This window comes from Paraburkholderia fungorum, assembly GCF_902833645.1.
Taxonomy (GTDB): domain Bacteria; phylum Pseudomonadota; class Gammaproteobacteria; order Burkholderiales; family Burkholderiaceae; genus Paraburkholderia; species Paraburkholderia fungorum.
Window position 1 is genome coordinate 128,533 of sequence record NZ_CADFGE010000009.1, and the last position, 24,901, is coordinate 153,433.

The following is a 24,901-nucleotide window of genomic DNA, read 5'->3' on the forward strand; positions in this document are numbered from 1 at the left end:
ACTCCTTGTGAAAGTGCCAGATTTTAATGCTGCGCGACGTTTGCAACCTTCGTCGCGGTGCCGATGTTCTGCGCTTGCACCATCGAGGCCTGTGCCCTCTTCCATTCGATGATCTGTTCCGGCGTCAGGCGCGCAGCATCGGCCGCTTGGCGGAGTGCCATCGCGTCGACGATCGCGTTCTTCTCGGCGAGCTGCGTGCGCTGCTCCGCAAGTTCGATCTCCTGCTGGTTACGCATACGCTCGGCGTCCATGCCGGCCATGTCGTTCACCTGCTTCTGCACCGAGTCGGGCAACTGAAACTTATTGACCTGCACGACGACGCTTTCGAATGCACCCGGATACTGCGCGTCGAGTTCGTGCTTGAACTCCTCGGAGGCCTGCCGCTCGTACGCCGTGAGGTCGCGCGACAGATTGATGATCTCGTCACGCGAGGTCACTTCCTGCATGACGTGTGGCGCCTTGCTTCGAATCAGGTAGAGACCGAGCGTCTGGAAAGTATTGCCGCTTTCATCGCGGTAATCGTCGATTTCCTTCGTCGACGCGTAGAACTTGGAGACGCCAGCCGGGTTCAGCTTGTAGGTGACGACGATATCGACGTCGTTGAGCGGCACGCCCTTGGCGTCCTTAGGCACCAGCCCCTCGACAGGGACACGGGTGAGAGTCGCATCCACCTCGGTGATGGTCTTGAACAGCGTCAAGTGGAAGCCCGGGTCGACCGGAATCGGGTCGATCGAGCCGCCCCAATGCTTCACGATGCCCACGTTGCCGGTCTCGATACGGGTGCAGCCAGACAGACACGACGCGGCCAGCGCGGCGGCGGCGAGAAAGAGCGGAATGGTTCTGATGCGCATGGAAAAGCGATCCTTGTTGTGTCGTTGTGCGGACTGGTAGCGTGTGGTTTCGTAGTCGCGGACGTCGGCCGGTTAGAAGCCGTCGTGTTGATAGCTCGGCGCACGGTTGTAGCCGTAACGCTGCTGGCGCTCCTTCTTGGCCATGTGGTGGCCGATGGCGCAGCCGGCCATCGCGCCAAGGACGGCGTGATGGCCGGCGACATGGCCGACCACCGCGCCGGCGACGGCGCCCTTGAGGCAGCCTTCGGCATGGGCGTTGGCGACGGGCAGCGCAACGGCGGCGGCAAGCAGGGCGATCTTGAGCATCTTCATGTGGATTTCCTTGTAGGGGGATCGGTCTTATCGAATATATGGGTGTCGCAAACGAATGCAAACGCAGCCCTTATCTTCGTAACTCCGCCAGTGGGCCCCGGTTGAATTCGATCTGATCGTCGCTTTCCAACAGCGCCTCGTCGAACGCGTCGAACGCCGCGTCGTTGATCCGCTCGATCGCACCCGACGGCATCAGTCCGTGCTCCGTGCACAAGGCAGCGAAAGACTCGCCCGTCCATGCGTCCTGGGCCAGGAGAGCACGCAGCAGACCGCTGTGACGTGTATCCAGCGTAGGCAACATGGAAAACGACGCTTCGGCTTTGACAACTGGCGTGGAGGCACGTTGATCAGGAGAAGCGGCGGGAAGGGTGGCAATCACTGGCGCTGGGTAGACCGGCTCGTCCACGGGAGCCGTAAAAATCGAGCCGAGCACGTTGTCGACCTCGGCCGTCTCCTTGCGCAGGGCAGCGATGCGAACCGTGTCGAGGACAACGGGCGCAGCTGCTGTACGCGTGGTCGGCGGCGCGGATGCGCCAGAGCCCATGCTCGTGTGCGCCATGTCATAGAGGGACGTCGGGTCGGCGCCGAGCAGGACGAAATACTTTTCCAACTGCCGGACCACCTCAACCTGTTCGAGCGCACCGCCAGCCTGGGCGATGGCGACGAGCTCGTGCGTGAGCGATTCCCGATCGGGTGAGTCGATCAAGTCCAGTTGTTTTTTGAGAGCGCTCTTGCCCTTGAAGGTGGGGGATTCAGGTGTGGTCAGCGCGATCAGCAAAGCGTGCAGGCGTACGTGTGCGTCGGCCGGCAGTCCATCCCATCCCTGCATGACCGCCTTCGCCTGTTCGAGCGCGGCGACGGGGTTCGGCAGGCCAGTCCGGATCAGGTCGGCGAGGAACGCGACGCACGCCACCCGCGCATGATGTTTGAGATGGAGCGGCAGCAAGTCTGTGCTTTTCGTCCGCGCCGCTTCCGGCAGTGGGACGTCGCCCGACCTGAAGAAAACGATCGGCGTTGCGGCGCCGGGCGTGACAGCGCCATGTCGTGGATCCGGCTCGACACCAACGCCCATGTAGGCATCCATCTGCCCGAGCAAACTCGCAACGGGGATCTTGCCCAGCACGTCATCCGCGTCGAGTGGTGCAAGGAATGCCGCGAGGGTCGTGGGCTCGGACACGTCTCCGGTGGCATTCAGTTCCGCCAGGATCAGCGCGAGGCGCTCCCACACTGGACCTGGCCACAACGGGCAGGGTAGCGTCAGCCGCGCGACGGGGTCATCGGCATGCTCATCATTTCGGGCGACGTATCGGGAATAGCGACTCAGTTCCTCGGCGGCCGACAGCGCGATGGTCTCGACGAGCCGGCCGAGCCCGGATTCCTGAGAAGTCAGGTCGGGCATTGGAATCGCTTCCTGAACCTCGCGCAGTGCCATAGACACCGGCCGATAGGAGATCAGCAGGCTCCTCGTTGACAGAGGCGGGGTCCAGTTTACAAGATTGCTTTGGAACTGCCGATTGCACAGTTCCCGAAAAACCTCGGCGAACATCAACTGATGGCGCTTTACCACTGCGGGTTTGTTGAAGAGGCCGGAGTTCAGGTACCAAGTCGTCAGCCATTTCGCGGGAAGCTCACGGCGCCGATGGTAGGTCTGCGATAGGGCGATTCGGAAAAGGTCATTTTCGACTTGCTGCTTACCTTCCAGTGGCACGGCCGGCGGGGTGAGACTTTCGGCTTGGTAAATGTGACGGCAGAAGGAGAGAAGCTGCCGGGCGCGCGAATTGAACGTCGAGTTCCGGTACGTCTCGATCAGCCCCTCGAGCTCCATGCAGATGGCGGGAATCTCGTCCCGCGCCGCCGGATCGCTATGAGCGTCGATGATCGCACGGCGCTCGAGACCGTAGAAGAACAGGTACACGTAGCCGAGATCCGCGAGCGGGTGGCGCCGGCCGTTGGTCAGCCAGTTGAGGTAGGCCGCGCGCGCAGTCGGACTCGCGCCGGCGTAGGTCGGGTAGTACGGCAGATGCCTGACGGTGAAGTCGCCCTCGCGACCAACCCGCAGACTTTCGTCGATCAGGCTTGGCTCGGTTCGCTCGAGGCGATTGCGCTCTGCGTTATCGCAGAGATAAACGAGGCCATCCGGCAGCGAATAGTCGTGCACCTGAACGCGCATACCTGGCGGTACCCAGTGCGTAGCGAGATCCTGTGGGCGGGCAGGCTTCGGAGAGGACCTGATGACGAAGACTTCAGGTTTGTCCGATTTCAGTTCGGCCTCAAAGAAGTGGTCGGTGTGCATGGTCCGTGTCGAAGATGAGGAGGAAGAGCGAGTTGTCGTGGTGAGCGGTGTGGCTTTGAGCGGCGGCGCGGGCCTGTTCGGAGTCTGCTTCGCCTGGTGTACCGCGACGGAAGCAACGGCCTGTTCGGGGGCTGCAGAGGCCTTTTCCTTTCGGGAACGGCTCAAGACGACGACCGCGGCGAAAACAAGCCAGTACGCAACAGTCGCGACGGCGAGCGGGTGTGACGTCTGCACGGCCAGTCCGATCACGAAAAGCGTGACCAGCAACCAGGCCGTGCCACTGCCAGCCTTTGAAGTCGGGTGGCTCGTTGCTTTGGTTGTGCGTGCAGTCGAGCGACGATAAGCTCGGCGGCTCATGCGTTCTCCTGTATATGCTCACGTAGCATCCCGAATTCCCTCACCATAAAATCAGTTGCCCTTGACGACGCTGGACAGCCATCGGAAAAGGCGACCCGCGCCGTCCTCCGGCGCCGTGTCGTCGATGTCGAGCGCATTGTCTTCTTCGATGTCTGGCTCGCACGGGAAGCGTGCGTACTTGCAGTCAGGGCAGGGATGCGGTTCCGCGTCGATGTCCAGGCGCATTTTGATGCCGTCGGCGACGCGCAGGCTGATGACCGTTTCCGGGTCGATCTTCGCGTCCGCGAGAACCTGGCGAAACCAGTCCCATGCAGCGGGGTGGCCGAGCATGTTCTCGAGCCCGTACGTGTCGATCCACTCGCGACAGACGGGCGGCCGGCGCGCGTAGTGCGTGTGCACCTTGCCGTCGAACTCGAAATAGATGAAGACACGAGGCCTTGGCCACGAGTAGGTCGCGTCGAGGTGCTCCGCCTCCCACGCGCGCAGGCCAACTGGATTGAGTTGCCGGCCGGCGATTCGCCGCTGCACCTCAAGGTCGATTGCGGCTCCCTTGTGCTCGAACTCGTCCAGATCGAGCAGCTCAGCAATGACAGGTTGGCCGTCCTCGAAAGCACTTTCGTCCAGCGTGACCGAACACACGATGATCTTGCCGCGGGGAGGCACATACAGCCCGAGATAGCCGCACTCCTGATCGGCGTAACTCAGCAGGACCGCGAGGCCCGTGCGAATAGCGGCCTCGAGTTCGGACGGCGACAGGCAGGCGACGGGCTGCGCCTGTTCGCGCGCGAGGCGACCCAGACGGATGTTGTCAATAACACGGCTATAGCGACTCAGCGCTCGGCGGCGCGTACCTTCTCGAATACTCAAGCGAAAACCTCAAATGGACCAGTGGCAAAACGAGTCTATGCGATCTCCGGCTTATCGGCGGATTTCGCTAGAACTTAACGTGCCACATGATTCTCTTGAGCAACGCTCGCCGAGGCGAAGCCGGAGAACATGCCTTTGACCGGCCTTTCGCTCGGGCAACACGAGCACGATAACGCCGGGGTGCTGACGTCGAGCTCGACCGGATGCGTGTCCGCGATACGGATCGCGAGTACCCGTTCGATCGGCACTCCATGCTGCTCCGCTTGCTGGCGGTACCAGTCCAGGAAGCCCGGGTGACCGGCCGCTTGTTCGAGAGAGTGCGTTTCCACGAAGTCGCGGCAAACCGGTGCGTTGTGGAACACCATCTGCGCCGGGCGTGCACCAGGCGCGTCATCATCGCGGCGGAACCAGGTCGTGACCCGGTATCGCGCCGGCGGCAGCACGCCGTCGAAGTACCGCATTTCCCACGCACGGAACGTGACTGGGTCGAGCGCCTGGAAGGCGGCCGTGCGCAGGCGAGCGGTCGAGATTGAGCCTGCGTCGTTCTCGAACTGCTCCTGAGTGAGCACCGTCACGACGCAGGGAGAAGCATCCGGCGCCGGGGCGTGCGCGAGCACGGCGACGAAGAACGCATCTTGTTCCGGGTTGTAGAGCAGATGGTAGGTACGGATCCGGTTGCCGGTCTCGCTCTGCCACGGCAGGATGACAGCGCCGCCGCGGGCGACGAAACTGCGCAGGCGCTCACCGTCGAGGCCAGTGCGGGAAAGGGTGCGCTCGCAGGCGTGGAAGGTGAGGTGCAGGCCTGCCATACGCGGGCGAAGTTCGTGGCCAATGGTCGACGGGTTGGCGTAATGCATGATGATCTCCGTGTAATGCCTTTCGGCGGTAGCAACGGTTTCATGCTCGCCCGCGGACACTGGAATGCAACCCAGGCGCGAGCGGCGGTCGTGGTCACGCCCACGCGAGCACCGCGTTTGCTGAGGTCAAATCTGGTGTGCTATATTTCCTGCCAGCCGTTCGATCGGCATCCCACCTCAAGGCGCGCGCCGCCGCATCAAAGATCTACCACCGCTTCGCCGGGTCGAGCCACCCCGCTGAGCGCAACGCTCTCTCCTTTATCAACAGCCCACTCGGGCAGCACAGGAGAAGCCATGAAGACCATTTGGGAAGTTCGTATCCGCTGGGCGGACAACGATGACGAGCAGGGGACCTACACAGGTCAGGCGGAAGGCTGCACACGGGAAGAAGCAATCGACATCGTCGCGCGTGAGATGGCAGAAACGCGAGACGGCTGTGGTCCAGACGCAAGCGAGACAAGAATCCAGACATTCATCGAGCACGCCCGCGAACGCGTCGATCAAGCGTGGAGCGTTACCGAGCACGTGTTCGACGACCTGAAAATGGTACTGGAAGACGATTTGCAGGGGCGCAGGCTGGACCCCGCAGCACTCGTCGACCTCATCAGGGAAAACCTCGACCGCGTCGCACCCGTCGTCGAACCCCGGAGGGCCGCATGACCATGAAGTTCAGTGGTTGCGCGCCCGAAGTCATCGCCGGCCGTCCCGAGGGCTTCGAGGGCATTGAGATCGAGGGTGTTCGAGAATGCGATGGACACTGCGAGGTCGACAACGAAACGCCGGAGTTCTTCTCGGTGTACCTACGTCTGAAGCCGGATGGCGACGACGTTGGCGTACGCTGTGTCGGCGACTTCGAAGCGCATGGTGACGCCGCGGCCTATGCGGAGAACCTCGCCCGTCAGTACGGCTGGCGGATTCGCGACAAGGCGCAAGTCCCAGCCTAATCCATGAACGCACCTGATTCGCCTTTGCCGGCGAGTCGGGTGCATCTCTGGCCATCAAGCATGCCCAGAGCCACGCTCGCTCCGTCTCAACCGCCTCTTCGAGGCATCAGGAGCAAATCATGAATCAGCGAACCAACGAAGAGAAGAAAACGGGCTGCGTTCCGATCATCCCGCTCATGTTCTTCCCGTATCCCGTGAAGGTCATCGCGACGGACACCTGCTATCCGGTCGATTTCGAAGCGAAGGGCTTTCTCTACGAAACGGGCGAAGTCGTGATCGAATACCCGTTCACGAACGAGAAGGGGATACCACCGAAGTCCGATGACGGTAGCAGCGCGATCGATATCCACACCATCGTCCTGCCGAACGGCGAGGAGATGGATAGGCCCGCCTGGGAGGAGATCGCTCAGGCACCGGCCTACGATCGTCGGCTAGCGGTGGCGATCGACATGATGGGAGAAGCCGAGTTTGAGTACGGCGAAGGCGAGGGCGCAGGTACCTTCGACCAGACGGTGCAGGCGAAGGCGAACGTGCTCAAGCTTGTCGGGCTGCCGTACGCGTATCTTCCGGCGCAGATCGGGCTCAAGGAAGAGCCGGAGGAACGGTTGTTCGAAGTACCGCAGACTGTCCTTTCGGTGATGATGCAGGACGTCGTCGCCAACTACGAGACGCCGGACCAGGTGCCCGAATGGGCTTGGGTCGAGGCAAACGCGGCCTATGTGCACAGCCGCAATGGCAACGACGGTGTCTGGGAGTTCACGCTGAACCTCAGTTGCACGTTCGAAGGCGACCCGGGTCGCCTCGCGCCGGTGATCGCGGCCGCGCGTGCCGAAGGTGCTGCGTATCTCATCATCCACCAGGGAACCTGAACCACATCCGGGAAACCTCACCGCGCCGCCAGTTGGGGGCGGGGAGAGGTGGACCAGCTTGCGGCTCAGCCGGGCGAGTCACCCCGCCGAGCTGATGCTCACTCCTTTTCAACAGCCTACTCAGGCATTCAAGGAGAGCATTATGAACAGCAACATTCAACCTAAAACTGCTTCGTATTCCGGCGGCCTCAGCTTCGTCGAGCCGCCGAGGTATTCGAAGCCCATGAACGATCTCGGCGGCCTGTACGTGAGCGTCCACAGCGACCAAGGTTCGGTTTCGAAAAGCGCGTTGCTCGACTTCGTGCGAGATGCTGTCGTGGGCGCCGGATACGATCCCGACGGTCACGCGAGAAGCGGTTTTCCCGTTGCTCATGGCGTAGTCGCGCATCGCTATCACCTGTGGTTTTACGACAAGCTCACGGCAGTCGCAGTTGTTCCAAAATTGACCGACAATGCCCGCTTTTTGGCGAGCCTCGTCGTCGAGCAGGCCGGGAACCACGAAGTCGAGGTCGAGGGCGACACGATTCGCGACACGATCGATCAGCTCTGCAAGTTGCACGACATCTCGGTTACCGAAGCCGAACGTATCGCTGCGTGCCAAGAGGCTAAGCGTCTCTGGGCGGCAAGGTCGGGCGACCACGTGACCGCGCCGAAGCGTGATGTGTCGAGGATCGAGCAGTCCGGTCGATTCATCGTTGACGATGCAGGCCGGAAGATCGCCGAAATGTATCCCGGTACTTCGCCGGACGCGAAGGAAGCGATCAAGCGTCGTTTGGTCCAGTCGTTCAACGCGCTGCCCGACCTGGTCGGAGTACTGTTGCGCGCGGACAAAGAGGGCGGGCTCTGGCAGGCGCTCTACAACGAGGGCATCACCGACTCGTATGACGCCGCCCTGGCAGCGTCGTTGAACGCGCTTGGGGATGACGGTATCGCCGACGTAGCCGCGCGCTACGAACTCGATCCGGAACGCATTCGTGCCAAGTTGGGCGAGTAAGCAGTCAATCGAGAGTATGCCCGCTGCCCCTTGAGGGCGGTTGGGCTCGAACCTGGCATCAGGTTCGGCCAGGCGGTCGCCTCGCCGAGCCAGTAGATCACTCCTTTTCAACCACCCCGATGGGGTATCAAAGGAGAAAGTCATGAACGGCAACAATCAATCGGCAGTTGCGGAAATCCGTCATTCATTGGGCGCCGTGGCACCCGGTATGGGAGTGCTGGTGGGCGCTGGCGTCTCGAGGGAGGACCGACTGACTAGCGAAGTCGATCGCGCGGCGGAGCTCTTGCGGGACACGTTCAGCGTGGCCGTCGAGAAGCGTTACAACAACAGCGGAAGATCGGGCGGCGCCTACGTCATCACCGATACCGCCGCTCGCGGCGTTGGCAGCAACAGATCGATCGGCATTTCGATCGGATTGACCGGCGATGGTGGCTTGCGCTTCAACGCTAACGTCGACGCCGCGTATCTGCACGACGGCACGCTGGCGACGGAAGGCGGCCACGGCAGCATGTTCGGACCGTATGCATATCACCCGGTCGGATCGGTTGACGAGGCGCTTGGCTGGATCAAAGAGAACGCGACGGTGCCGGGAAGCAATGGTGACCCGCTCAAGACGTGGTTTCGCGATCCGGTTGGGGGCACGTGCTATCCGAGCATGGAAAGCGTGAAGATGTACCTCCAGGAAGGCCGATACGCCGTGCCGTCGCTGCCGCCGACCATCGAAATCAAGACAATCGCCGGCAAGGTCTATTCACTACACCCGGTGTGTATGGACCGCATGCCGAGCATGGTCGCATCCGACTGGCTGCAGTTCCTCGGTGCCCACATCGCGGGGACCACGCTCGACGAGGCAATGCAACGCAAGATCCAGCGATTCATGCGCGAGTTCGAAACGGAGTGCCTGACCGACCATCGCGATTACTTCACGATGGCCGGTGGCATGCTGGCGCAGTGCGACCCGAAACCGTTTCAGCGCCGCCATGCTTGATACGGGCAATCCGAAAGTTACTTTTCGGCCTCGGTAATCAATCAACCTGAAAACAACCCGCCGCGCCGCCCAACTGGGCGGGCGGCGCGGCCCGCAATCCGTGCTGCCCGTGGTATATTCGCACCACGCCGTTAGGTCGGCATCTCAGGGCTCGCAGCCCCCTCAGTCCTCCAAGTCGCCCCTACGGCTCGGCCAGTCCTCCAGACCCGCCGAGCTCTACGCTCCCTCCTTTTCAACAGCCCATTGGGCACAAGGAGAGAAGCATGAACAGCAACGTCACAAACGGGAAGTTGTCGCCTACCAGCCAGACGGTCTACTGTGTCGCGGTGGAAGGTGGCGCTGTCGGCGGCGTCGACTGGTATCGCGATGCGTCCAGACGCGCCGAGAAGCACCGCGGCGAGAAGGATGTTTGGTTCGATCTCGACGTACCCGAAAACTCCTCAAAAGACGAGATCACCGCGTTGGCCGATCATGCAGCGTGGGGAAAGTGGTACGACGCCGGACGCCTGGACTGCCGAAGGGTCTCCAGAACGATCACGTTTGAGCCGGGCACCGCGGTGGAAGTCGAGTTCCACGGCAAGGCGATGATTGGAATCGTGAAGGCGGACTTCAACGCCGTGAACAAGGTGCCGGTCGACATCGCAGGTACGGTCTACGGCTTCCACGACACGCAGATCCTGCGTACGATGACGTCTAGGGTTCTTGCGGAGCGGTATCCGGTCAAGGGCTCGATGCCGTTGGCAGTTGTTCACCAACTATATCAGCTGCGCGAGGCGGAGATCGAGCGGCTCACCCATCGCGACGTGATCGTGGCTCCTGATCTGCAGGGTCTCGATCGTGGTGCCCGTTTTCTGGTCGCAGCGACCCTCTTCGAGAAATGTGATGATGCCGCCCGTCAGGCCCTGCTGTACGACGAGCACCCACACGTGCGCAGCTGCGCAGTCATTGCTCAGTCGGATCTTGCAACCGTTTCGTAGCAGCCCGCCCGGGAAAAGGAAGCCGTTATGTCGTACACCGCGAAAGATGAAGCAACTGCCGTCCTCACCGGATACGTCTCGACGCATCCGAATCACGAGGCGGCTTTATCCGATGCCGAAAAGTGGCGCAGGGCCGCTGAAGTCGAGCTCGAAGCACGGGGTCTGGGAGTGGTCAAGGCGATGTCCGACGACACACTCCGGGCTATCGTGAGCGGCGAGATCGACATGCCAGTGATCTACGCTGCTACGCGAGCAAAGCGCAACCAGTCCTGACCTGCACGGGTGCCGGTCAACGTGAAACTACGCCCGTCGCGTCGCCCTTACGGGTGACCGGCGTGCTACCGAACAGTCATCAGGTTCGGCAAGGCAGACCGTCTTGCCGAGCTGTTTGCTCCCTTTGTTTCAACGACCCGGTGGGGTAAGAAGGAGTGAACCAATGAAACCGCAGCGCAACGTTTCCGGGCGTTCGAACGGTAACGGAGGGTACTTCGAAGCTTTCAGACTTCGGCTACGATCCGCAGTGCGAAGCGTGCGGCGGCGACGTGAAGTCGACTATCGCTCGAAGTCACCGCTGTTGGTAATACTGCCGATCTAAAGACCACCGTACCGGAACCGACCGGCATCTGGTCGAAACAGGATGCGGTGCAAAAGCCACCGGTTTATTCGATGACCGCGTAACCGATCAAACTAGAATCCGACACGCCGCGCTCCTCTTCGGAGGTGCCGGCGGTTGTTCTCTTTATCCGGTTCAGTTTGGTATTGCCGCAACTCCATTGAATATCTCGATGGAGTGGACAGACGGCTTGCCATCCTTGTGCTCCATATAGACGCAGGCGTCGATCGCTTGCGCAAGGGAGCCAGCCCTCAGGTCTTCCGTCAGGGCCGCTACACGCTCAAGGCAACGGCCAGGCGCCGCATGGATCGTGGCGCTACCGTACCGGCTTACCTTCCAACTCTCCAGCACGATTGTCGAATACACCGGATGGCGCATGTCGTCAATGCAAAGGGTGTCATAGTCAGCCGCACTATCCCAAGCTCCATCCAATGTGGCGTAGAACCTTGTGTCCGGGTCCAACGCTGCCTCACTCGGACCAGGAAGGAATTCGACGACGTTTGACGGGTAATCCGCGAACTCTCGGACGTCCTGATACAACCCAATGCGATGGCTTGGATGGCAACGCGCTTGCACTTCGATAATGGCACGCATGAGCGTAGATTTGCCCGTGCCGGTTGCACCCGCGACCATGATCGTGTGCGGCGTATCTGCAAGGTTTCGAATCGTCGCATGCTGCTCGGCGTTGAACAGTCCGCGTTCAGCCAAAGCATTTAGCATGTGGAAGCGGTGCTCGTTGTGCCCGGACGACGCATCGCATGTCCCGTGGGGTGTCGGTGGAAGGACCAGCGGATGGTTAGCAATCTCGGGGTAACCGAGTTCGACCAGCCTAGCCGTCGCGTGATCCCGAGTGAAGATGGCTGACAGGGGTGCTTCCATAGATGCACCTCTGAGAGCAGTGATCAGCGCGGCCCATGTGTCAAAGCTAAATCCACGTGCGAGCGCCTCGAGGAGGTGAGAGTTCTTCACCTGAGGGAACTGAGCGCGCGCGGCGCGTTTGAAATAGTGAACTTGCGCGGAAGAGAGAATGATCGACGGCATGGCGATTCCTTCGTGTGAGGTCTGCATACCGGCGATTACATGCGACCTGGACGAAGGTCGTCCTGCTGTCTGATGTGTTGCACCGATTTAGCCCGCCGGCAGGCTTGGAAGGTATCCGTCGCCAAGCATAACGGGAGACTGCAGAGAGCGCAATACGGATAGGGTATGCGCCTTAATTCGTAAAGGAGGGGTGAAACTTTCGCGCCAGTTGCCGTATAGATGGTTGTCGCCCGAAGACCGCGGCCTGACAGGAAGAGCTAATGGTTTTCGATACGATGTGCGCGGAAGTCCGCGAACTGGTCGAGTTGCTCCGGAAAGCGACGGAATGGGCGATCATGGGTGCGTGCGGAAAGGTGTCGCTCGGCGATGTATCGACCGACGCCCGGGTAGACCACCAAGCGCGTACCAAGCGCGTTGCCGAGTTGCAAACCAAGTACCGTTGATGAGGAATGAACGATGCAATACGGGGTTGAAGTGCTACCGCAGGATGTGCCCCTGCTCGATCAAAGCGTCGGCGCTGTGGGGCAGAGCCCGATGAGAGGGCGCAACGGCGATCCATACTATGAGATGGGAACCGACGATCGTGCGGTATGGGATGGTTGGCGTACAGCGCTGGATCGCGCGAGGCGGCCTTACAAGTACGTCGATGGTATCAATCAACAGGCAGTGCCAGTCAATGCTCCGAACTGGTAATCGCCGCGGCATGGATATGTCGCCGGCGCTGCTCGCCAACGCGCTCAGCGCCTTCGGTTGTGTCATGGCGGCGGCCCTAACGAGGACCGCAGGATTCGCGGTGATTGATATCGCACTGGCTATCGGGAACGTGGTAACGCTCGCGTTCGTGGCTCGTCGGATAGCCCGGGCCCGCTGCGTCCGCACGGGCGACACTCCGAAAGGGATGGTGAGATAGATGGCTCAAAAGATCGAGATGAAGTTTGGCGAGTGGATGATCCGCCTGATCAGCAAGATGATCGCGTTGGGGGCCGTAATTCTGGGGATCGAGGGCATGTGGATTGTGCTCCAAGATGACCTTGGTGAGCTTCTCATGCACGGTGCGTACGGAAAGGCAGCATGCGTGGGCATTCTGTGCATCGCGGCTAACTTCGGTATCGTCCCACTGGCGCTGGAGATAGACCAGCAGATTCTCAACACTCTCGGTCACAAGACCACGGCGAAGTCGGGCAAGGACGGCGTCGAAAAACAGGAAGGCCGATAGCTTCGGCGATTTGACGGGAAAGCACTTGGCGCACAAGCGCCCCGCACTGGCCGGTAGCCAGGAAGAAAGGAAGATGGCTATGAAGAAGATGACGAAGGCAGCGGTAATGTTGATGGGCGTGGCACCGGCTCTCGCAATGGCGGATAGCGCACCGAAGGTGCTCCAGTCGAGAGTCACGACGGAGAACTACCTCGCATCGGCCACGAGTGGCGTCATGGTTCCCGCTCAGGCATGGGAGGGCGAAAAGATCGTGCAACTCGGCGACGGCGCATGCCAAAGGATCACGCACTCGAAGCTTCGTATCGAGAATGCGGGCGACGCTCAGAAGGCGACGGTCGAAGAATCGGCATCGCCAGTTGCCTGCCCGGCATAAAGTCACTTTTCTGCTGCCGCCACGGGTGGCAGTGGAAAGACGATTTCCAAAGGGAAAGACGATGGCTCGATCGAGAATCCACTGGGGCTCGTTCGTCCTGGGCGCCGCCGCGACCGTGCTGATCGCGATTTTTGTGGCGACGGCGGGGAGCATCTGGGGCGACTCAGTTGCGTGGCGCGTTCACAATGTGCCGATGCTGAGCACAACATCCGAAAGGGCCTTCGTATCCACGATTGACGCGCTGCAGTCCTTCGGCGATGGTATTCGAAAAGTCCAGCGCGGCTTTCTGTCGAATTGAGAAGCCGCAAAATGTCAGTGTCCGGCGCGCGGTGAAGGATGGGCTCGAATGGGTACTCTGGTTCACTGGGCGATTGGCCTGTTCGTGGCGTGGTGCTTCCTGTACGGGATGTTTGCGTCGCCGACGTGAACGAGACGCGGTCGCGAGCGGCGGTTCTGGATGCATGGGGAGCGTCACAGGAGCGGCGACGCGGCCCGGATCGCACAGCAGAACGTGCATAATCATCATCGGCCGAAGCCGATCAACGTAGAACTGCGCAGCGTCTGCGCCCGTGTCGCCAGCCGGTTAGCTGGACGGAGACCACTATCATGAGTAGCGACGATTCACTGAGCCCGAAGGCGATGGACTACTGGGACGAGGTGTCCGAAGCGCATACGCGTGAGGTCGTGGCCGAGAATGCTCGCCGAGAGAAGCAGCCGCGGCTCGATCGCGTCAATGCAGGCTTGTCGAAAATACTGCCGCTCGCGGCCGCACGCGCGCCGCATGTGAGTGAGGCGGACGCCGACTTCGCCAAGGTGCTGCGCCAACAGATCTCGTCCGCACCGACCGACGCATCTCTGGCTGCTGCGGAGGGTTTCCTCGACAAGCTCGGTTTGCTACCCAAGGAAGGCCCGATTGCGGCCTGAGCGCCCGCAATCGAAGAAGACGGAGGAAGTCATTGCCAGGCGAGATTCATGATCAACTCGTCGCTCTCGGCGAGCGGTGGCAGAAGCGGCAGGGGTTTGCCGTCGTGGCCACCGAGATTGCTGTCCGTGGTACGGAGGAGGAGGCGGACGTCATCGGGTTCCGGTCGAGCTGCTCGGCCGTGCTCGAGGCGAAGGCATCTCGTTCGGACTTCCTTGCCGACGCCAAGAAACCACACCGCGCATCAGGCGGGCTGGGTGTATATCGGTTCTATATCTGCCCGCCTGGCGTGATTGAGGTAGTTGACCTACCGCCGGGCTGGGGGCTCTTGCACGCCGTAGGAAGCAAGGTGATCGAGGTCCTTAGGCCAACCGGCAACATATGGCCGGCGTACGGCACGACGAGCGGGGACTGGGCGCGGTTCCAGCACGCGCCTGATTTGGCCGCGGAGCGTGCCGTCCTGTTTTCGATTTCGCGCCGCCGCTCACTGTCACGCTCGGATGAGCGGTACGAGCACCAACTGCGGAACGCGGCGCGGGAGCGCGGGCGTCTCGCGCGACGCAACGATGAACTAGGCAAGCAGGTCGGCCTGCTACAGGCCCAGCTTGCCGCGACCCGAGCGCCAGTCGGCGAGACGGTGGGGGAACTGCGTGCTGCGGTTCGCAGGAAGCTCTCACAAGATCCTCCGCGTCGCGCTAAGAACGATCGTGAGAGTGAGCCGGACAGCCCCAAGGGTCTGTCCGGTATTTGCGACGATCGCGCGGCTTAGCGCACGCGGACCGGGCCTCTGCGACAAACCTGGAATGTATCGGGAAGACACGTCAGCAGATTTGTGCCGGCCTTTTCCCGGTCGAACTGGAGGACACTGAGCTCGTACTGACCGCTCGTGTCCGGCCCACGTAGGACGGAAGCCATGACTTGCTTGCCGTCAGGAAGCATGGCGATAACTGTATCGCCAGCGAATGCCTTCGGGCCGATGTTGCCAGGGTAGGATTTCGATGCGTGCCGCGGGCGTGAGTAGCGACGGGCGCGTGGGTTTTCGAAAAACTCGTTGTTCCAGATTGCCATCATTTGCTCCTTGTTGCCTGCGATCAGGCGTTAAAAAAGGAGCGGGCAATATGCCCGGCTGAACTGTACGTTTCAGCGAGGCAGTGGCAGAGCGACCCGGTGTCTTGTATCTGCGGTGTTTAGGTGTGGGATGCCGACTGAACGGCTGGGGCTATTGTAGGTCCGCGCCGGCCTCAAGGGCAAGGGTGTGAGCCTGCGGTGGTGCAGCGCTGAAAATGACATTTGGCTGGGTGGACTGAAAAGCAATGACGACGATATGGCATTGTCACTTCGAGTTGGACTATCTGATCCGGCAGCGCGACGAACAACTCGCGGAAATGCTGACGGGCGGTACGCCGGTCGAGATTCGCACTCAGTTGATCTGCATGCGCGCGGCAGGTAAGCGGTATCTGGCGGTCGGAAAGTGTGACAACCGGGACCGAGAGGGCAAGTGCGCAGGCCATCCGAACTGAACGGAGCTGCCGGACATGCTGACGCGGCCGCACGCTGCAAGGAACTGAACATGAAGAATGCTCACCAGTTTGATGAGTCATGGAAGGCACTTGGCGATCCGGCTTTGCTTCGTGCCCTTCAGCAACAAGGTTCACCGGATGGGTCGGGACAAGACTCAGGCACCACCTAACAGGGTAAGAATGCGCGGGTCATAGGGTACCCGTTGGTACTCAGCGATGAACGCGATTCCGGCGTTTTGGTGAGCCGGGTTGAATAGGTAGTTATAGGCGTGCGGTAGGATCGCGCTGGGCACCTTCAGGAGCAGTTCCTGGCCGGCCGAAAGCCATTCTGTGCCGGTCGACTGTGTCCACGACAAATTCTCGCGCCAGTCGGCTGGAATAACGTCCGTGGTGAGTTCTGCGATTGCGATGCCTTCCGGGATTTCTACGCGGAGTAGTTGATAGTTCTCCGGCAGATCCGCCAGTGACCCTATCTCGTGATGCACCATCGTTTCGAGCAGCGCCAGGGCGGGGTGCTCTGCAAGATATACGACCGGCTGACCTCTATAGTGCCAGCGTCCGCTGGCATGCAGTCCACCAACACCAGCCAGGTCCCCATAGTTGCTGATCCGCCAGAACTCCATCAGGCGAAATAGCCTTCGTCGATCTGCACGAGCGCTTCCTCGACAAGCCTGCCGCCCTGCTCGGTAGCCATCATTTCGAGGGCATTCTTGCCGGCAAAGCGGGTCTGCTGGCGCCGCAGCCACCTCACAGCCTTATCTTGATCGCCAAAGACCGCCTCGGCCTGCGCAACGATCTTCGCGAGCCGGATTGCCTTGTCCGATTCTTCCGTGGACAGCCGTTCGCCGTTCTGGCGACGGTGAGACAGCGTGCGTCGCGGGATAATGAACAGCAGCTCGTCGGCCTTCAGGCCGTGTTCGCCAAGCCGGTCGATGACGTCGACGCCGACCCGTTCCACCGCCAAAACGGCGAGGTCACTCCCGGATCGGACGGGGGTGCGAAGCAGATCCCCAAGTAGTGCAAGTTCGGTTGCGCGCGGATGGGCGCGGCCGGTCGGGCGAAACTCGACAGTCGACATGATCAATCCTCCGGCAAAATGCCCTTGCAGTGTAGGCATTTTGCCAGAAATTGCAGGTGCTGTCCGGTCGGATGTATGGCGCCGCGGCTATTGGCCGCTTAAAAGGTCTGCGTACCGGGGAAGGAGGTCCTGGTCGACAAGGCGAATCTCGATCCGGTTCGCGATCTCGATATGTTCGGGATTGTCAGCGGAAAACTCGGAATCCGACACACTCACGATGATCGTGCCGATTTGCTTTCCCATCACGTCGAGCACTTTGCGGAGGGCGCGCGCTTCGGGAACCTCCTGCACGGTGATGGCGTTCGGCAGGTATAGCATCCAGCCGACGCCCGGCTTGTCGTCGAACACCCGCTTTTCAAAATACTCCGGCGGCGATACCTCGACATAGGCAGGATGGAACTGTTGTGCGACCTGCTCAACGATGTTGACGATGGCGTCAGTGCCCAGGCCATGTTCGCCAAGTATCTCGACTGTGAGGGAGTTTAGTTCACCTTGTGGCCCTACATGACATGCCATGCTGGCACCGTCTGTCGAAGTCTCGTTGCCGTCCCAGATCGACACAAATGTCTGATCCTTCGAATTGCGGAACTGCTCTTTCAACACCGCCAGTGCGGCCGACGACGGTCCGTTGCCGTCGAACGCGGGGTAGAGCGCCGCTTCTTCCTGTGAGTCGCCTTTCAGGCACCATCCGTTTTTGCCAAGCCCGGCGTTCTTTGCAGCCATCGAATCGATGATCTTGCCTAGCCGGGTAAGGACCGTCGTGAAATCGGTCGGCGCAAGTGTGATATCTCGAAACTGCGAATTGATTTCCATATAACGCCTCAAGGTACAACAACGGATGGAACTCCGTTCTGGCTTAGGAAGCGAAGCATTTTCTGTTGTGTCTTCGGCCCCTGGAAGTACCACATTAGCCTGGTCGGCGGGTTGAGCCGGACAGCTCGCGCCTGCTTGACAATCGCGGATCGCATCGTGTCAAACCCGTTGAAGGACTTGACCGCCCAAGGGGTGTCCACAAACTGGTCGTAGTTCCCTTTTGCCTCCTGTAGCAGACACTCGGCCTGTACAAAGCCGTCGAAATCGATCGTCTCCCACGACCACTCTTCGCTCCATCCTTCTGCGACGCTATACGGGCGACCTGTTATGCGGCCCTGGTACTCGCGCGGTGCTGCATTCATGTTATACGAGCGTCTAACTGCCAGGCCCGTCTGTTCAGGTGGGCATTTCTTGCAGCTCTCATCGGTACGAGGGAGCGTGCGCGCGACAGGCGCGGCCTTGCTGTCGTCCTTTGATGCGTCACCTGACAGGCTAGCCGTCCCCGCCGTTGCCGCTCCTCCCAATAAGGCTGCGCCACCACGCGCCAGGACCGGTCCAAGCGCGTCCACCGCTGCCTCCACTAACGGCGCGATTAGGCTCGCCATAAGTCACTCCTCCAACAAATTCAGGATGTTCGATTCGCCAACGCATCACGCGCAAATAGTCGTGAAACCGGACATCGGCCGAGCGGCCTGGCCGCGCGATCCATGCGCGTGTTGCCGGCTGCTCATAGAAGTTGGGCGCGTAGGCCTCGACGCGCAGGAACGCAACGAGGTTGTCATCTTCCTGGATGCCAAGCTCGCGAGCGGCCTTGTATGCACGCCACAGTCGCGACGCGAGCGCCGGATCAGCGGCGAGCTTCGGATTCTCTTTTACGAGATCTCCGCACATGCCCTGAACGAAACCCTTGGCATCAATCTCGGCAAGCGCCGCAACCTGTTCTGCATTCAAATCAAGCATGCGGGTGCACCCTCGTCAGTTCACCATTGATCTGAATCAGCCAGTCAAATGTTGGCACAAAAAACTCCGCGCGCTGCGAGAACGACAGCAGCCCGGCGATGTCATTCATCAGGCGTGCATCGTAAAAGCGCAGCAACGCCGTGCGGCCATCTGGCATGCGCGCATCTAAGCGTTCGCGCAGTTCCTGGGCGAGGGAGCGGAACGGGTATGCGCTAATGAGCCACGACACGCCCTCCGTGCCGGCGGCTAGCCCGAACAGCGTCTGCCGCACGTCCATCGACGCCTGATCAATATCGATCAGCCACGGACCGGCATCGGCCAGTGAGGCATCGGAAGTGCCGTCGAACAGGGCAATAGCCGCCGGCGAACGTTCAGGCGCGGATGCGGCGGGACCGCGCGCGTAGAGCAGCGCATCAACCAGCGCGTAAAGCCGGACGGGTAATGAGGCCCTCGCCTGACGCTGGGCGAGATATTCTTCGATTTTCGATTGCTGCACGGGCTACCCCCGCATGACGGTAGTGGCGCCGCTTTCGGCCGCCGCTTTCAGGCATTCAAGGCACAAGGTCGGACTGGGCGCCAGCGATGCAGCTGCGGGGGCTGCTGCTGCAGCACCGTGGTCCGGATTCCCCTCGCCAAAGTCGTCAATTGTGGAGGTAAATTGGGAGGCAATGAGCACTGCTCCGCATGCAGCGCGCATACCCTCGACGGCGGTATCGCGACCGTGAATCCGGTGCGGGTAGCGGCGGCCCAGCAGGTCCGGAAGAATCGGGAATACGCCCTTGCAGAGTGGACACAAAACCTTGTGTCCGACCCCGGCAATGGGCTTGCCATCAATCATTGAAGTGGGCATTCCTTCGAGAACGCGGCCACCATGCGACGTCGCGTCCCCCTCGCGAATAATGGCGCGTTTCCCCAATTTATCCCCGCTGTCCGTCTGACCAATCGCGAAGCTTGCCACAAGCGCGCATACCGTGCTACCTGTCAAGGTAAGGAGGTGTCAGATCGATCGTCTCATCGATGAGGATCCCATGTTGAACGTAGCCTCCACGAAACGCGCAATACATTGTCCAAGCCGATATATCGTCGAGCTAGAACGGTCCAACACCACCGAACTTGGAGCTGGGCGGGGCGGCAAATCAGCAGAGAATCTGGCCTAAAGAGATCCATTTTTGTGAAAGCCGGCGCGTGCGGCGGGCGGGTTCAGGCTACGATCTAGGCGCGCTGATTGCCCTGACCGTCACGACCCCTGTTCGCGTTCTGAGGGCGGTGTACAGCACGATTCCCGCCGTGCTATATTCACTTCAGCCGTTGGATCGGCATATCCCCCGGGCCCTCGCCCATCTAAATCCTGCCGTGCTTCCCCGTCTACTCGGACCGGAAAGTCATCGTGGCTTCTCTCCTTTTCAATCGCCTATTCGGGCAACAAAGGAGAAATCATGAACAGCAATATCGACAACGCAGGAAGTCAACCCGAACAGAAGGTGTGGAAAGCCGGTGACACGGTGTCGTTTGGTCGTAGTAACGAAACCATTGTGGAGGCCTTTCCGGGCTTGTACCGGTACAGCGGTCTGGGTATGGGAAGCTATTACAGTTCTTCACATCTGATCGAGTGGCTTGAGAACACCGTTGCGGCGGGCCGAGCGAATAGCGAGGGCGTGAAGTTCGTGTACTGGGATGCGGAAAGGGCTATCGAGCCACCTGAGTACAAGGAACTGAAGCGAAATCTCCTCGCCGCGAAAATTCCCGAATCTGTTCAGTTCTACGTCAAGCACGCTTTGAGCGTCTTGCACGAACAGGAGGCCGCTCTTCACGGCGTGCAGTTGGCGCGTGGCAACGGATACATCCTGGCACTGGAGCTGAAAGATCGCGAAGGGAAGATCACGCAGGCCATGAATAGACTTGGGGAGTTTCGAGACCTCGCCGGCAAGAACGGTGTCGATGCTGAGGCATTTATTCTGGCCAGTGGCGGTATTCCCGATCTAGGGAAGTTCGGATATCCGAAGCTGAGCGGGGAGGACCGCCCGGAGCACGAGTATGCCTTCGACTGCACGTTGACGGCAGCCATTCGCGTCAAGGGCCCATCGCGCGAAGCGGCGGAGGCCCATTTGCGTGACGCAATGGATGCCGCCGACTGCAACGGTGGGGCTTGGGCGAACGGGGATCCGATCCTCTTCGAAGCGAGCGTCAATGACAATGAACTCACGCTCTACGAAGTGGACGGAGACCCGGTCGACGACGCGAAGTTGCGAGCATCGGGCACCGGGCACAGGCCCGACCCGGCGGGCGCGAAGCTCTTCTTCGAGGAACTGATCGCATCGGTTGAAACGCTGGGTAGCATTGCTGATCAGCACGGTGTCAATACCCTGACGGACCTGATGTACTTGCAGCAGGCAATTCTCGATGGCGAGACGATCGACGTTTGGCCTGGCGAAAGCGAAGTAGGCGAGGTGGTTCAAGCCTTGCCGTCAGCGGATCGTTGGCGGAAGTACACGGACCTCGCACAGGAGTGGAAGAAGAACTGCGTGCGTGTCGACAACCGGTTGCCAAGCAGGTAATCCATCAAGCTGAAACTTCCATCCACCGCGATCCCGAATTTCGGGAGCCGGTGGGTGTTTCTTTGTGCCCACCGGGCAATTTCGGCCCGCGGCCATCCGGATAACCAGCGTCAGGGAGACCTGGTCCATACGTATACCGCGGTGTGCGCCCATGCTATATTGCCTCCAGCCGTTTGATCGGCATTTCTCGCGGGCCGTCGCTGCCCGTCTAAACCTGCCTGGCTTCCCTGTCTATTTGGACCGGCAAGCCCACCGTGGCTCATCTCCTTTTCAATCGCCCATTCGGGCATCAAAGGAGAAATCCATGAACAGCAATTTTCCGCACAAGCTCGTAAAGGTCCTTTTCGTATACAACGAAAGCTCGATCCCGCCGCGCTGCCGCAAGCCGCGTACCGAGCTCAAACGCGATGGCGAAATCGTTCTCGAAATCCCTGACCTGACGGATGCGGAAGCACCGATCGCCCTACGGGCCACGGGACGTCGGCTGACGGACGACGCGTTATGGCGTGTCGACAATCGGTGGTTCGACGGCCGGCTGTGGGTCTCGGTCAGCACCGACACTGATGGTTCCCCGCGTGCGCGCGAAGTCGGCAGCACGAACTACGGATGGCCGGCGCTTCGAGATGTCATCGACCTTCGCCGTCCGCACGACAACCAGGACCACGAGATGGGTTACTCTGGCCCGTACGTGGTCGGGGATCGCGATCAGACCGAAGCCAGCATCCGTGCGTGGGGAAATAGCATTCTCCTCGTCAACGGGCAGTGTCATCGGCCGACGTTCGAGCGTAGCTACCAGGTCTCGACCTTTGGGCTTGGCAGCAACCATGGCGGCACCGCAGTGTTTTCGACGTCTGCCGGTCGCAGCGGCCGCGAGTTCAGCTTGCTCGAGCGGGACAGGGCGCTGGAGGAGGGAACTCGGGTCGCTCGACGGAGAGGCGACACCCAGAGTCTTCCAATGACGATTAACAGCGACGTGAACTGGGAAGTGCTGATGCCCGAGGTACTCACCGTACCCACTGGCCTCAATGCTTACCGTGTCCATCTCAATGCAGTCGTTCGCGTGCCGGTGGAAGTGCCTGCGGCGGCTTCGCAGCTCGAGGCGATCGGCAAGGCAATCGAGGAAACGAACCTTGCTCAACTCTTTCGCAGTCGTGCCTACGAGTATGCTGACGAGATCGTCAGCATCCTGGTGGACGAAGCTGGCGACGAGGACTACCTGAACTCCCAGTTCTACGATCCTGGCATGAAGCCGGGGGAGGGAGAGTGGGTGCAAGGGAAGGTGGTTTCTTTTCCGAGTGATGTCGCTCTGTCGCGCGAAATCGGGGTGTCCGAAGCCAACCGTGAAACTGTGTTCTCGCAGTCTCTCCACGGCTACGCTGCGCTCGCCGCGGTCAAGGAAATTGAGGCAAGCTGGTCGGATGCGCTGCGAGACAGCTACCAAGGCAACCTGCTGGCCGACATCGACAAGACGATCGAGTTGCTCAATCGTTTCAAGGAACGTGCGAAGGCAATTCTGCCACCGCACACAACCCTGGGCGCCTAACGGCCGCTGACGCAACCTAGGCCCCTGCCGTGCTGTCCCGAAAGGGAAGCCGGCGGGAGTCCTCCATTTCTCCAGGCTTTCCCGTGCACATGGACCGGAAAGCCAATGTGGCTTGCCTCCTTATCAACCGCCCATCAGGGCATAAAGGAGAAAACCATGAATAGCAACGCCACCCGCACTATCGAAGTGATCGACGCTGAGCTTGCGAAGCTGCAGGCAGAGCGAGTTCAACTCGTTCGTGCCCGCAAAGACGGCCTTAAACTCGGCCAACACGATAAGGTCGCCATAGGCACGCCAGGGCGGCTCGTCACATTGGACGGGAGGCCGATCGCAGGCTCGTACGAAGTGATGCATGGCATGGCCAGCATCACGACCGCGACACGCGAGCCGGACGGCACGCTGAGCTTCGACTACGAAGGGGGGACAGAGGTGTACTGGAACGGTCAGAAAACGGTCCGCAGTTCGTTGGGCGAAATCGTGTTCGTCGACGAGGACGGCGAAATCGTTCACGAAAACCACGTCAAACTTATCTCTGAGGACGGCAACGAGGAGGACGCCGAATAACCGGCTGCGTTCTCTGCCAGATCAATCGAAGCGACGTCCGCCACGCGTCCCGTTACGGGATGCGCGGCGGTTTCTTCTGGAAATATCTTCGTGATATAGTGCCTCCAGCCGTTCAATCGGCATCTCAAAAACCGCTTTTTCTGCCTGACGACCTCTTGCTCAAAGAACCTTTTCCGTCGACGAGACTGAAAAGCGTCAAATAGCGTCAGCTTCTCTCCTTTTCGTCGCCCTGTCAGGGCACAAAGGAGAAAATCATGAACCGCAATTCGAATGACTATACCGAGGTCTAACTACGACACCCCGTGGTGAACAGGCACGGCAGGTTGATAGTCGTCACGTTGGATCAGGACGGTCACGATCACACCTGCGACTATTGGTATCTTGTCCGGACGACGTACGGCTCGGCGCATACCGCATTCGATGAGCTGGAGCGCCTCCTGGCATGGCTCTAAGGGCTGGGACTGAAGCTCGATGGCGCATGGTTCTCCCGGCGTCGTGTGGGTGAGCGGCGAGTCCCGCGAGGCATCGCATCTCTCGTATGACCTGTTCTATGAGCCGGCTCCGCGATGGATGATCGGCCGAGCGGTGTCGAACGGGCAGTACACCATGTCGACCGTTACTCGGGATGAAGATGGCATTCAGACGATCCATACGTTAAATCCGAGTCTTCGCTATTGCCACGTCTACGACCATCAGGAAAGTCGCGGACTGGTTGGTTAAACGAAGATTCTGAAGTTGAGCGTGCGGCCTGCCGCCTGGCAATCTTGAAGCAAGTCCAACCTGCATCCCTATGTGGGTGCTGGCCGCTTCTTGTCACAGCGCAGGTTCTGCAGGTCAGCGATGACCCACAGAGCTTACGGGCTCACTCCTTTATCAACAGCCCATTGGGCACAAAAGGAGAAACCCAAATGAATAAGAAAAAGCCCGAAGCCGCGGCCCGCCTCTCGGTCGTTTTGCAAGTGCCAGTTTCCACTCGCGCACGAGCGACCCCGGCCCAGATCGCAAAGACTGTCGATGCGCTGATCAACATCGGCCTGGCCGATGTCGTGCGCACGCTCGAAGGTGAGGGCGGCGATCAGAACATTGCCAAGCTCGCGACCGATTTGACCATTACCGCGACGAGTGCGCTGGACCAGGGTAACAAGCGGCTGGCAGATCTGGATGCTGCGCAGACATTCTGGGGAGAGCTGCAGTCCGTCGTGGGGCCGCTGAAGGAAGCCGCGGAGCATTACGGGCACGAAGCGATCATCCAACTTTTCTACCTGCAAAACGCTATCCTCGAGAATGGGAAAATCGATTCCGCCCGTGCCAAGTCGCCCGTGGCCACCATCCTCAAAAAACTGCCGTCGGGCGACCGTTGGCTACGCTACCTGAAGCGCGCATAGGGAGGCGAA

33 protein-coding genes are annotated in these 24,901 nt (G+C 60.4%); 19 read left to right on the forward strand and 14 right to left on the reverse strand.

The features are described from left to right. Positions 1-23 precede the first annotated feature (23 nt). The 5 genes from HWX91_RS25900 to HWX91_RS25920 form a co-directional block, all read right to left on the reverse strand. The gene (locus HWX91_RS25900; RefSeq protein ID WP_028195577.1) at positions 24-851 is read right to left on the reverse strand and encodes an SPFH domain-containing protein; all 828 of its coding nucleotides are present in this window, start codon (positions 849-851) and stop codon (positions 24-26) included. 72 nt (positions 852-923) lie between these two features. Continuing rightward, entirely contained in the window at positions 924-1,163 is a 240-nt protein-coding gene (locus HWX91_RS25905) for a hypothetical protein (protein ID WP_042274435.1), read from the reverse strand. Positions 1,164-1,233: 70 nt separating this feature from the next. Beyond that, complete coding sequence (locus HWX91_RS25910; RefSeq protein WP_081833006.1) at positions 1,234-3,813, reverse strand: TerB N-terminal domain-containing protein; 2,580 nt, start codon at positions 3,811-3,813, stop codon at positions 1,234-1,236. A gap of 51 nt (positions 3,814-3,864) precedes the next feature. After that, entirely contained in the window at positions 3,865-4,680 is an 816-nt protein-coding gene (locus HWX91_RS25915; protein WP_028195573.1) for a hypothetical protein, read from the reverse strand. Between the two features lie 74 nt (positions 4,681-4,754). Continuing rightward, positions 4,755-5,537, reverse strand: a complete 783-nt coding sequence (locus tag HWX91_RS25920) for a hypothetical protein (RefSeq protein WP_028195572.1) — start codon at positions 5,535-5,537, stop codon at positions 4,755-4,757. Positions 5,538-5,831: 294 nt separating this feature from the next. On the opposite strand from HWX91_RS25920, the gene HWX91_RS25925 reads away from it, so the two are divergent. From HWX91_RS25925 to HWX91_RS25955, 7 genes are all read left to right on the forward strand, one after another. Then, positions 5,832-6,197 (forward strand): hypothetical protein, encoded by a 366-nt coding sequence (locus HWX91_RS25925; RefSeq protein ID WP_028195571.1) that lies wholly within the window; start codon positions 5,832-5,834, stop codon positions 6,195-6,197. Then, positions 6,194-6,481, forward strand: a complete 288-nt coding sequence (locus HWX91_RS25930) for a hypothetical protein (RefSeq protein ID WP_052660681.1) — start codon at positions 6,194-6,196, stop codon at positions 6,479-6,481. The genes HWX91_RS25925 and HWX91_RS25930 overlap by 4 nt, the downstream gene beginning before the upstream one ends. A gap of 119 nt (positions 6,482-6,600) precedes the next feature. Beyond that, a complete protein-coding gene (locus HWX91_RS25935) occupies positions 6,601-7,350 on the forward strand; it encodes a hypothetical protein (protein WP_052660680.1) in 750 nt (249 codons plus the stop codon). Positions 7,351-7,492: 142 nt separating this feature from the next. After that, positions 7,493-8,344, forward strand: a complete 852-nt coding sequence (locus HWX91_RS25940; RefSeq protein ID WP_028195570.1) for a hypothetical protein — start codon at positions 7,493-7,495, stop codon at positions 8,342-8,344. 142 nt (positions 8,345-8,486) lie between these two features. Then, positions 8,487-9,332: a hypothetical protein gene (locus HWX91_RS25945; protein WP_028195569.1), complete on the forward strand. Its 846-nt coding sequence runs from the start codon at positions 8,487-8,489 to the stop codon at positions 9,330-9,332. A 263-nt stretch (positions 9,333-9,595) separates the two neighbouring features. Further along, positions 9,596-10,309 carry a hypothetical protein gene (locus HWX91_RS25950; protein WP_028195568.1) on the forward strand — a complete coding sequence of 238 codons (714 nt, stop codon included), beginning with the start codon at positions 9,596-9,598 and terminating at the stop codon, positions 10,307-10,309. Between the two features lie 27 nt (positions 10,310-10,336). After that, positions 10,337-10,582 carry a hypothetical protein gene (locus HWX91_RS25955; protein ID WP_028195567.1) on the forward strand — a complete coding sequence of 82 codons (246 nt, stop codon included), beginning with the start codon at positions 10,337-10,339 and terminating at the stop codon, positions 10,580-10,582. A 475-nt stretch (positions 10,583-11,057) separates the two neighbouring features. Here HWX91_RS25955 and HWX91_RS25960 read toward each other — a convergent pair whose 3' ends face one another. Beyond that, positions 11,058-11,963 (reverse strand): Flp pilus assembly complex ATPase component TadA, encoded by a 906-nt coding sequence (locus HWX91_RS25960; RefSeq protein ID WP_052660679.1) that lies wholly within the window; start codon positions 11,961-11,963, stop codon positions 11,058-11,060. Between the two features lie 260 nt (positions 11,964-12,223). On the opposite strand from HWX91_RS25960, the gene HWX91_RS25965 reads away from it, so the two are divergent. The 6 genes from HWX91_RS25965 to HWX91_RS40900 all read left to right on the forward strand — a co-directional run bounded on the left by HWX91_RS25965 (position 12,224) and on the right by HWX91_RS40900 (position 15,243). Next, the gene (locus HWX91_RS25965; protein ID WP_028195566.1) at positions 12,224-12,406 is read left to right on the forward strand and encodes a hypothetical protein; all 183 of its coding nucleotides are present in this window, start codon (positions 12,224-12,226) and stop codon (positions 12,404-12,406) included. Positions 12,407-12,873: 467 nt separating this feature from the next. Continuing rightward, positions 12,874-13,179 (forward strand): hypothetical protein, encoded by a 306-nt coding sequence (locus tag HWX91_RS25970; RefSeq protein WP_042274427.1) that lies wholly within the window; start codon positions 12,874-12,876, stop codon positions 13,177-13,179. A 79-nt stretch (positions 13,180-13,258) separates the two neighbouring features. Continuing rightward, positions 13,259-13,552: a hypothetical protein gene (locus HWX91_RS25975; RefSeq protein WP_028195563.1), complete on the forward strand. Its 294-nt coding sequence runs from the start codon at positions 13,259-13,261 to the stop codon at positions 13,550-13,552. Between the two features lie 61 nt (positions 13,553-13,613). Then, positions 13,614-13,850, forward strand: coding sequence for a hypothetical protein (locus HWX91_RS25980; protein ID WP_028195562.1), 237 nt, complete (start codon positions 13,614-13,616; stop codon positions 13,848-13,850). 308 nt (positions 13,851-14,158) lie between these two features. Continuing rightward, a complete protein-coding gene (locus HWX91_RS40895; RefSeq protein ID WP_028195561.1) occupies positions 14,159-14,476 on the forward strand; it encodes a hypothetical protein in 318 nt (105 codons plus the stop codon). 32 nt (positions 14,477-14,508) lie between these two features. Continuing rightward, positions 14,509-15,243, forward strand: coding sequence for a hypothetical protein (locus HWX91_RS40900; RefSeq protein ID WP_063627871.1), 735 nt, complete (start codon positions 14,509-14,511; stop codon positions 15,241-15,243). Here HWX91_RS40900 and HWX91_RS25995 read toward each other — a convergent pair. Continuing rightward, a complete protein-coding gene (locus tag HWX91_RS25995) occupies positions 15,240-15,545 on the reverse strand; it encodes a hypothetical protein (protein ID WP_127837866.1) in 306 nt (101 codons plus the stop codon). The genes HWX91_RS40900 and HWX91_RS25995 overlap by 4 nt on opposite strands. A 242-nt stretch (positions 15,546-15,787) precedes the next feature. Between HWX91_RS25995 and HWX91_RS26000 the strand changes: the two genes are divergently transcribed. Beyond that, positions 15,788-15,994 carry a hypothetical protein gene (locus HWX91_RS26000; RefSeq protein ID WP_028195559.1) on the forward strand — a complete coding sequence of 69 codons (207 nt, stop codon included), beginning with the start codon at positions 15,788-15,790 and terminating at the stop codon, positions 15,992-15,994. A gap of 155 nt (positions 15,995-16,149) precedes the next feature. On the opposite strand, the gene HWX91_RS26005 is transcribed toward HWX91_RS26000, so the two are convergent. The 7 genes from HWX91_RS26005 to HWX91_RS26035 all read right to left on the reverse strand — a co-directional run bounded on the left by HWX91_RS26005 (position 16,150) and on the right by HWX91_RS26035 (position 19,761). Beyond that, positions 16,150-16,620 carry an RES family NAD+ phosphorylase gene (locus tag HWX91_RS26005; RefSeq protein ID WP_102857301.1) on the reverse strand — a complete coding sequence of 157 codons (471 nt, stop codon included), beginning with the start codon at positions 16,618-16,620 and terminating at the stop codon, positions 16,150-16,152. Beyond that, positions 16,617-17,072 (reverse strand): type II RES/Xre toxin-antitoxin system antitoxin, encoded by a 456-nt coding sequence (gene parS / locus HWX91_RS26010; protein WP_028195557.1) that lies wholly within the window; start codon positions 17,070-17,072, stop codon positions 16,617-16,619. Before parS ends, HWX91_RS26005 begins: the two co-directional genes overlap by 4 nt. Positions 17,073-17,159: 87 nt before the next feature. Next, complete coding sequence (locus tag HWX91_RS26015; RefSeq protein WP_028195556.1) at positions 17,160-17,885, reverse strand: immunity 52 family protein; 726 nt, start codon at positions 17,883-17,885, stop codon at positions 17,160-17,162. 8 nt (positions 17,886-17,893) lie between these two features. Next, positions 17,894-18,247, reverse strand: coding sequence for a restriction endonuclease fold toxin 5 domain-containing protein (locus HWX91_RS41240; RefSeq protein ID WP_311734554.1), 354 nt, complete (start codon positions 18,245-18,247; stop codon positions 17,894-17,896). A 130-nt stretch (positions 18,248-18,377) separates the two neighbouring features. Beyond that, on the reverse strand, positions 18,378-18,845 hold the full coding sequence (locus tag HWX91_RS26025; protein WP_081833003.1) for a hypothetical protein: 468 nt from the start codon (positions 18,843-18,845) through the stop codon (positions 18,378-18,380). Further along, positions 18,838-19,341, reverse strand: a complete 504-nt coding sequence (locus tag HWX91_RS26030; RefSeq protein WP_028195553.1) for a DUF4123 domain-containing protein — start codon at positions 19,339-19,341, stop codon at positions 18,838-18,840. The genes HWX91_RS26025 and HWX91_RS26030 overlap by 8 nt, the downstream gene beginning before the upstream one ends. 3 nt (positions 19,342-19,344) lie before the next feature. Beyond that, complete coding sequence (locus tag HWX91_RS26035; RefSeq protein ID WP_028195552.1) at positions 19,345-19,761, reverse strand: PAAR domain-containing protein; 417 nt, start codon at positions 19,759-19,761, stop codon at positions 19,345-19,347. Between the two features lie 520 nt (positions 19,762-20,281). On the opposite strand from HWX91_RS26035, the gene HWX91_RS26040 reads away from it, so the two are divergent. The 5 genes from HWX91_RS26040 to HWX91_RS26060 all read left to right on the forward strand — a co-directional run bounded on the left by HWX91_RS26040 (position 20,282) and on the right by HWX91_RS26060 (position 24,892). Further along, entirely contained in the window at positions 20,282-21,400 is a 1,119-nt protein-coding gene (locus HWX91_RS26040; RefSeq protein WP_028195551.1) for a hypothetical protein, read from the forward strand. 304 nt (positions 21,401-21,704) lie between these two features. Beyond that, entirely contained in the window at positions 21,705-22,943 is a 1,239-nt protein-coding gene (locus HWX91_RS26045) for a hypothetical protein (protein ID WP_028195550.1), read from the forward strand. Between the two features lie 156 nt (positions 22,944-23,099). Further along, the gene (locus tag HWX91_RS26050; protein WP_028195549.1) at positions 23,100-23,507 is read left to right on the forward strand and encodes a hypothetical protein; all 408 of its coding nucleotides are present in this window, start codon (positions 23,100-23,102) and stop codon (positions 23,505-23,507) included. Between the two features lie 471 nt (positions 23,508-23,978). After that, a complete protein-coding gene (locus HWX91_RS26055; RefSeq protein WP_028195548.1) occupies positions 23,979-24,227 on the forward strand; it encodes a hypothetical protein in 249 nt (82 codons plus the stop codon). 188 nt (positions 24,228-24,415) lie between these two features. Next, entirely contained in the window at positions 24,416-24,892 is a 477-nt protein-coding gene (locus HWX91_RS26060; protein WP_028195547.1) for a hypothetical protein, read from the forward strand. Positions 24,893-24,901: the final 9 nt, after the last annotated feature.

Bases quoted from the DNA above. Each gene is read 5' to 3' on its own strand.
- HWX91_RS25900 (WP_028195577.1), bottom strand. From the start codon at position 851: ATGCGCATCAGAACCATTCCGCTCTTTCTCGCCGCCGCCGCGCTGGCC.
- HWX91_RS25905 (WP_042274435.1), bottom strand. From the start codon at position 1,163: ATGAAGATGCTCAAGATCGCCCTGCTTGCCGCCGCCGTTGCGCTGCCC.
- HWX91_RS25910 (WP_081833006.1), bottom strand. From the start codon at position 3,813: ATGAGCCGCCGAGCTTATCGTCGCTCGACTGCACGCACAACCAAAGCA.
- HWX91_RS25920 (WP_028195572.1), bottom strand. From the start codon at position 5,537: ATGCATTACGCCAACCCGTCGACCATTGGCCACGAACTTCGCCCGCGT.
- HWX91_RS25925 (WP_028195571.1), top strand. From the start codon at position 5,832: ATGAAGACCATTTGGGAAGTTCGTATCCGCTGGGCGGACAACGATGAC.
- HWX91_RS25930 (WP_052660681.1), top strand. From the start codon at position 6,194: ATGACCATGAAGTTCAGTGGTTGCGCGCCCGAAGTCATCGCCGGCCGT.
- HWX91_RS25935 (WP_052660680.1), top strand. From the start codon at position 6,601: ATGAATCAGCGAACCAACGAAGAGAAGAAAACGGGCTGCGTTCCGATC.
- HWX91_RS25940 (WP_028195570.1), top strand. From the start codon at position 7,493: ATGAACAGCAACATTCAACCTAAAACTGCTTCGTATTCCGGCGGCCTC.
- HWX91_RS25945 (WP_028195569.1), top strand. From the start codon at position 8,487: ATGAACGGCAACAATCAATCGGCAGTTGCGGAAATCCGTCATTCATTG.
- HWX91_RS25950 (WP_028195568.1), top strand. From the start codon at position 9,596: ATGAACAGCAACGTCACAAACGGGAAGTTGTCGCCTACCAGCCAGACG.
- HWX91_RS25955 (WP_028195567.1), top strand. From the start codon at position 10,337: ATGTCGTACACCGCGAAAGATGAAGCAACTGCCGTCCTCACCGGATAC.
- HWX91_RS25960 (WP_052660679.1), bottom strand. From the start codon at position 11,963: ATGCCGTCGATCATTCTCTCTTCCGCGCAAGTTCACTATTTCAAACGC.
- HWX91_RS25965 (WP_028195566.1), top strand. From the start codon at position 12,224: ATGGTTTTCGATACGATGTGCGCGGAAGTCCGCGAACTGGTCGAGTTG.
- HWX91_RS25970 (WP_042274427.1), top strand. From the start codon at position 12,874: ATGGCTCAAAAGATCGAGATGAAGTTTGGCGAGTGGATGATCCGCCTG.
- HWX91_RS25975 (WP_028195563.1), top strand. From the start codon at position 13,259: ATGAAGAAGATGACGAAGGCAGCGGTAATGTTGATGGGCGTGGCACCG.
- HWX91_RS25980 (WP_028195562.1), top strand. From the start codon at position 13,614: ATGGCTCGATCGAGAATCCACTGGGGCTCGTTCGTCCTGGGCGCCGCC.
- HWX91_RS40895 (WP_028195561.1), top strand. From the start codon at position 14,159: ATGAGTAGCGACGATTCACTGAGCCCGAAGGCGATGGACTACTGGGAC.
- HWX91_RS25995 (WP_127837866.1), bottom strand. From the start codon at position 15,545: ATGATGGCAATCTGGAACAACGAGTTTTTCGAAAACCCACGCGCCCGT.
- HWX91_RS26000 (WP_028195559.1), top strand. From the start codon at position 15,788: ATGACGACGATATGGCATTGTCACTTCGAGTTGGACTATCTGATCCGG.
- parS (WP_028195557.1), bottom strand. From the start codon at position 17,072: ATGTCGACTGTCGAGTTTCGCCCGACCGGCCGCGCCCATCCGCGCGCA.
- HWX91_RS26015 (WP_028195556.1), bottom strand. From the start codon at position 17,885: ATGGAAATCAATTCGCAGTTTCGAGATATCACACTTGCGCCGACCGAT.
- HWX91_RS41240 (WP_311734554.1), bottom strand. From the start codon at position 18,247: ATGAATGCAGCACCGCGCGAGTACCAGGGCCGCATAACAGGTCGCCCG.
- HWX91_RS26025 (WP_081833003.1), bottom strand. From the start codon at position 18,845: ATGCTTGATTTGAATGCAGAACAGGTTGCGGCGCTTGCCGAGATTGAT.
- HWX91_RS26040 (WP_028195551.1), top strand. From the start codon at position 20,282: ATGAACAGCAATATCGACAACGCAGGAAGTCAACCCGAACAGAAGGTG.
- HWX91_RS26045 (WP_028195550.1), top strand. From the start codon at position 21,705: ATGAACAGCAATTTTCCGCACAAGCTCGTAAAGGTCCTTTTCGTATAC.
- HWX91_RS26050 (WP_028195549.1), top strand. From the start codon at position 23,100: ATGAATAGCAACGCCACCCGCACTATCGAAGTGATCGACGCTGAGCTT.
- HWX91_RS26055 (WP_028195548.1), top strand. From the start codon at position 23,979: ATGGCGCATGGTTCTCCCGGCGTCGTGTGGGTGAGCGGCGAGTCCCGC.
- HWX91_RS26060 (WP_028195547.1), top strand. From the start codon at position 24,416: ATGAATAAGAAAAAGCCCGAAGCCGCGGCCCGCCTCTCGGTCGTTTTG.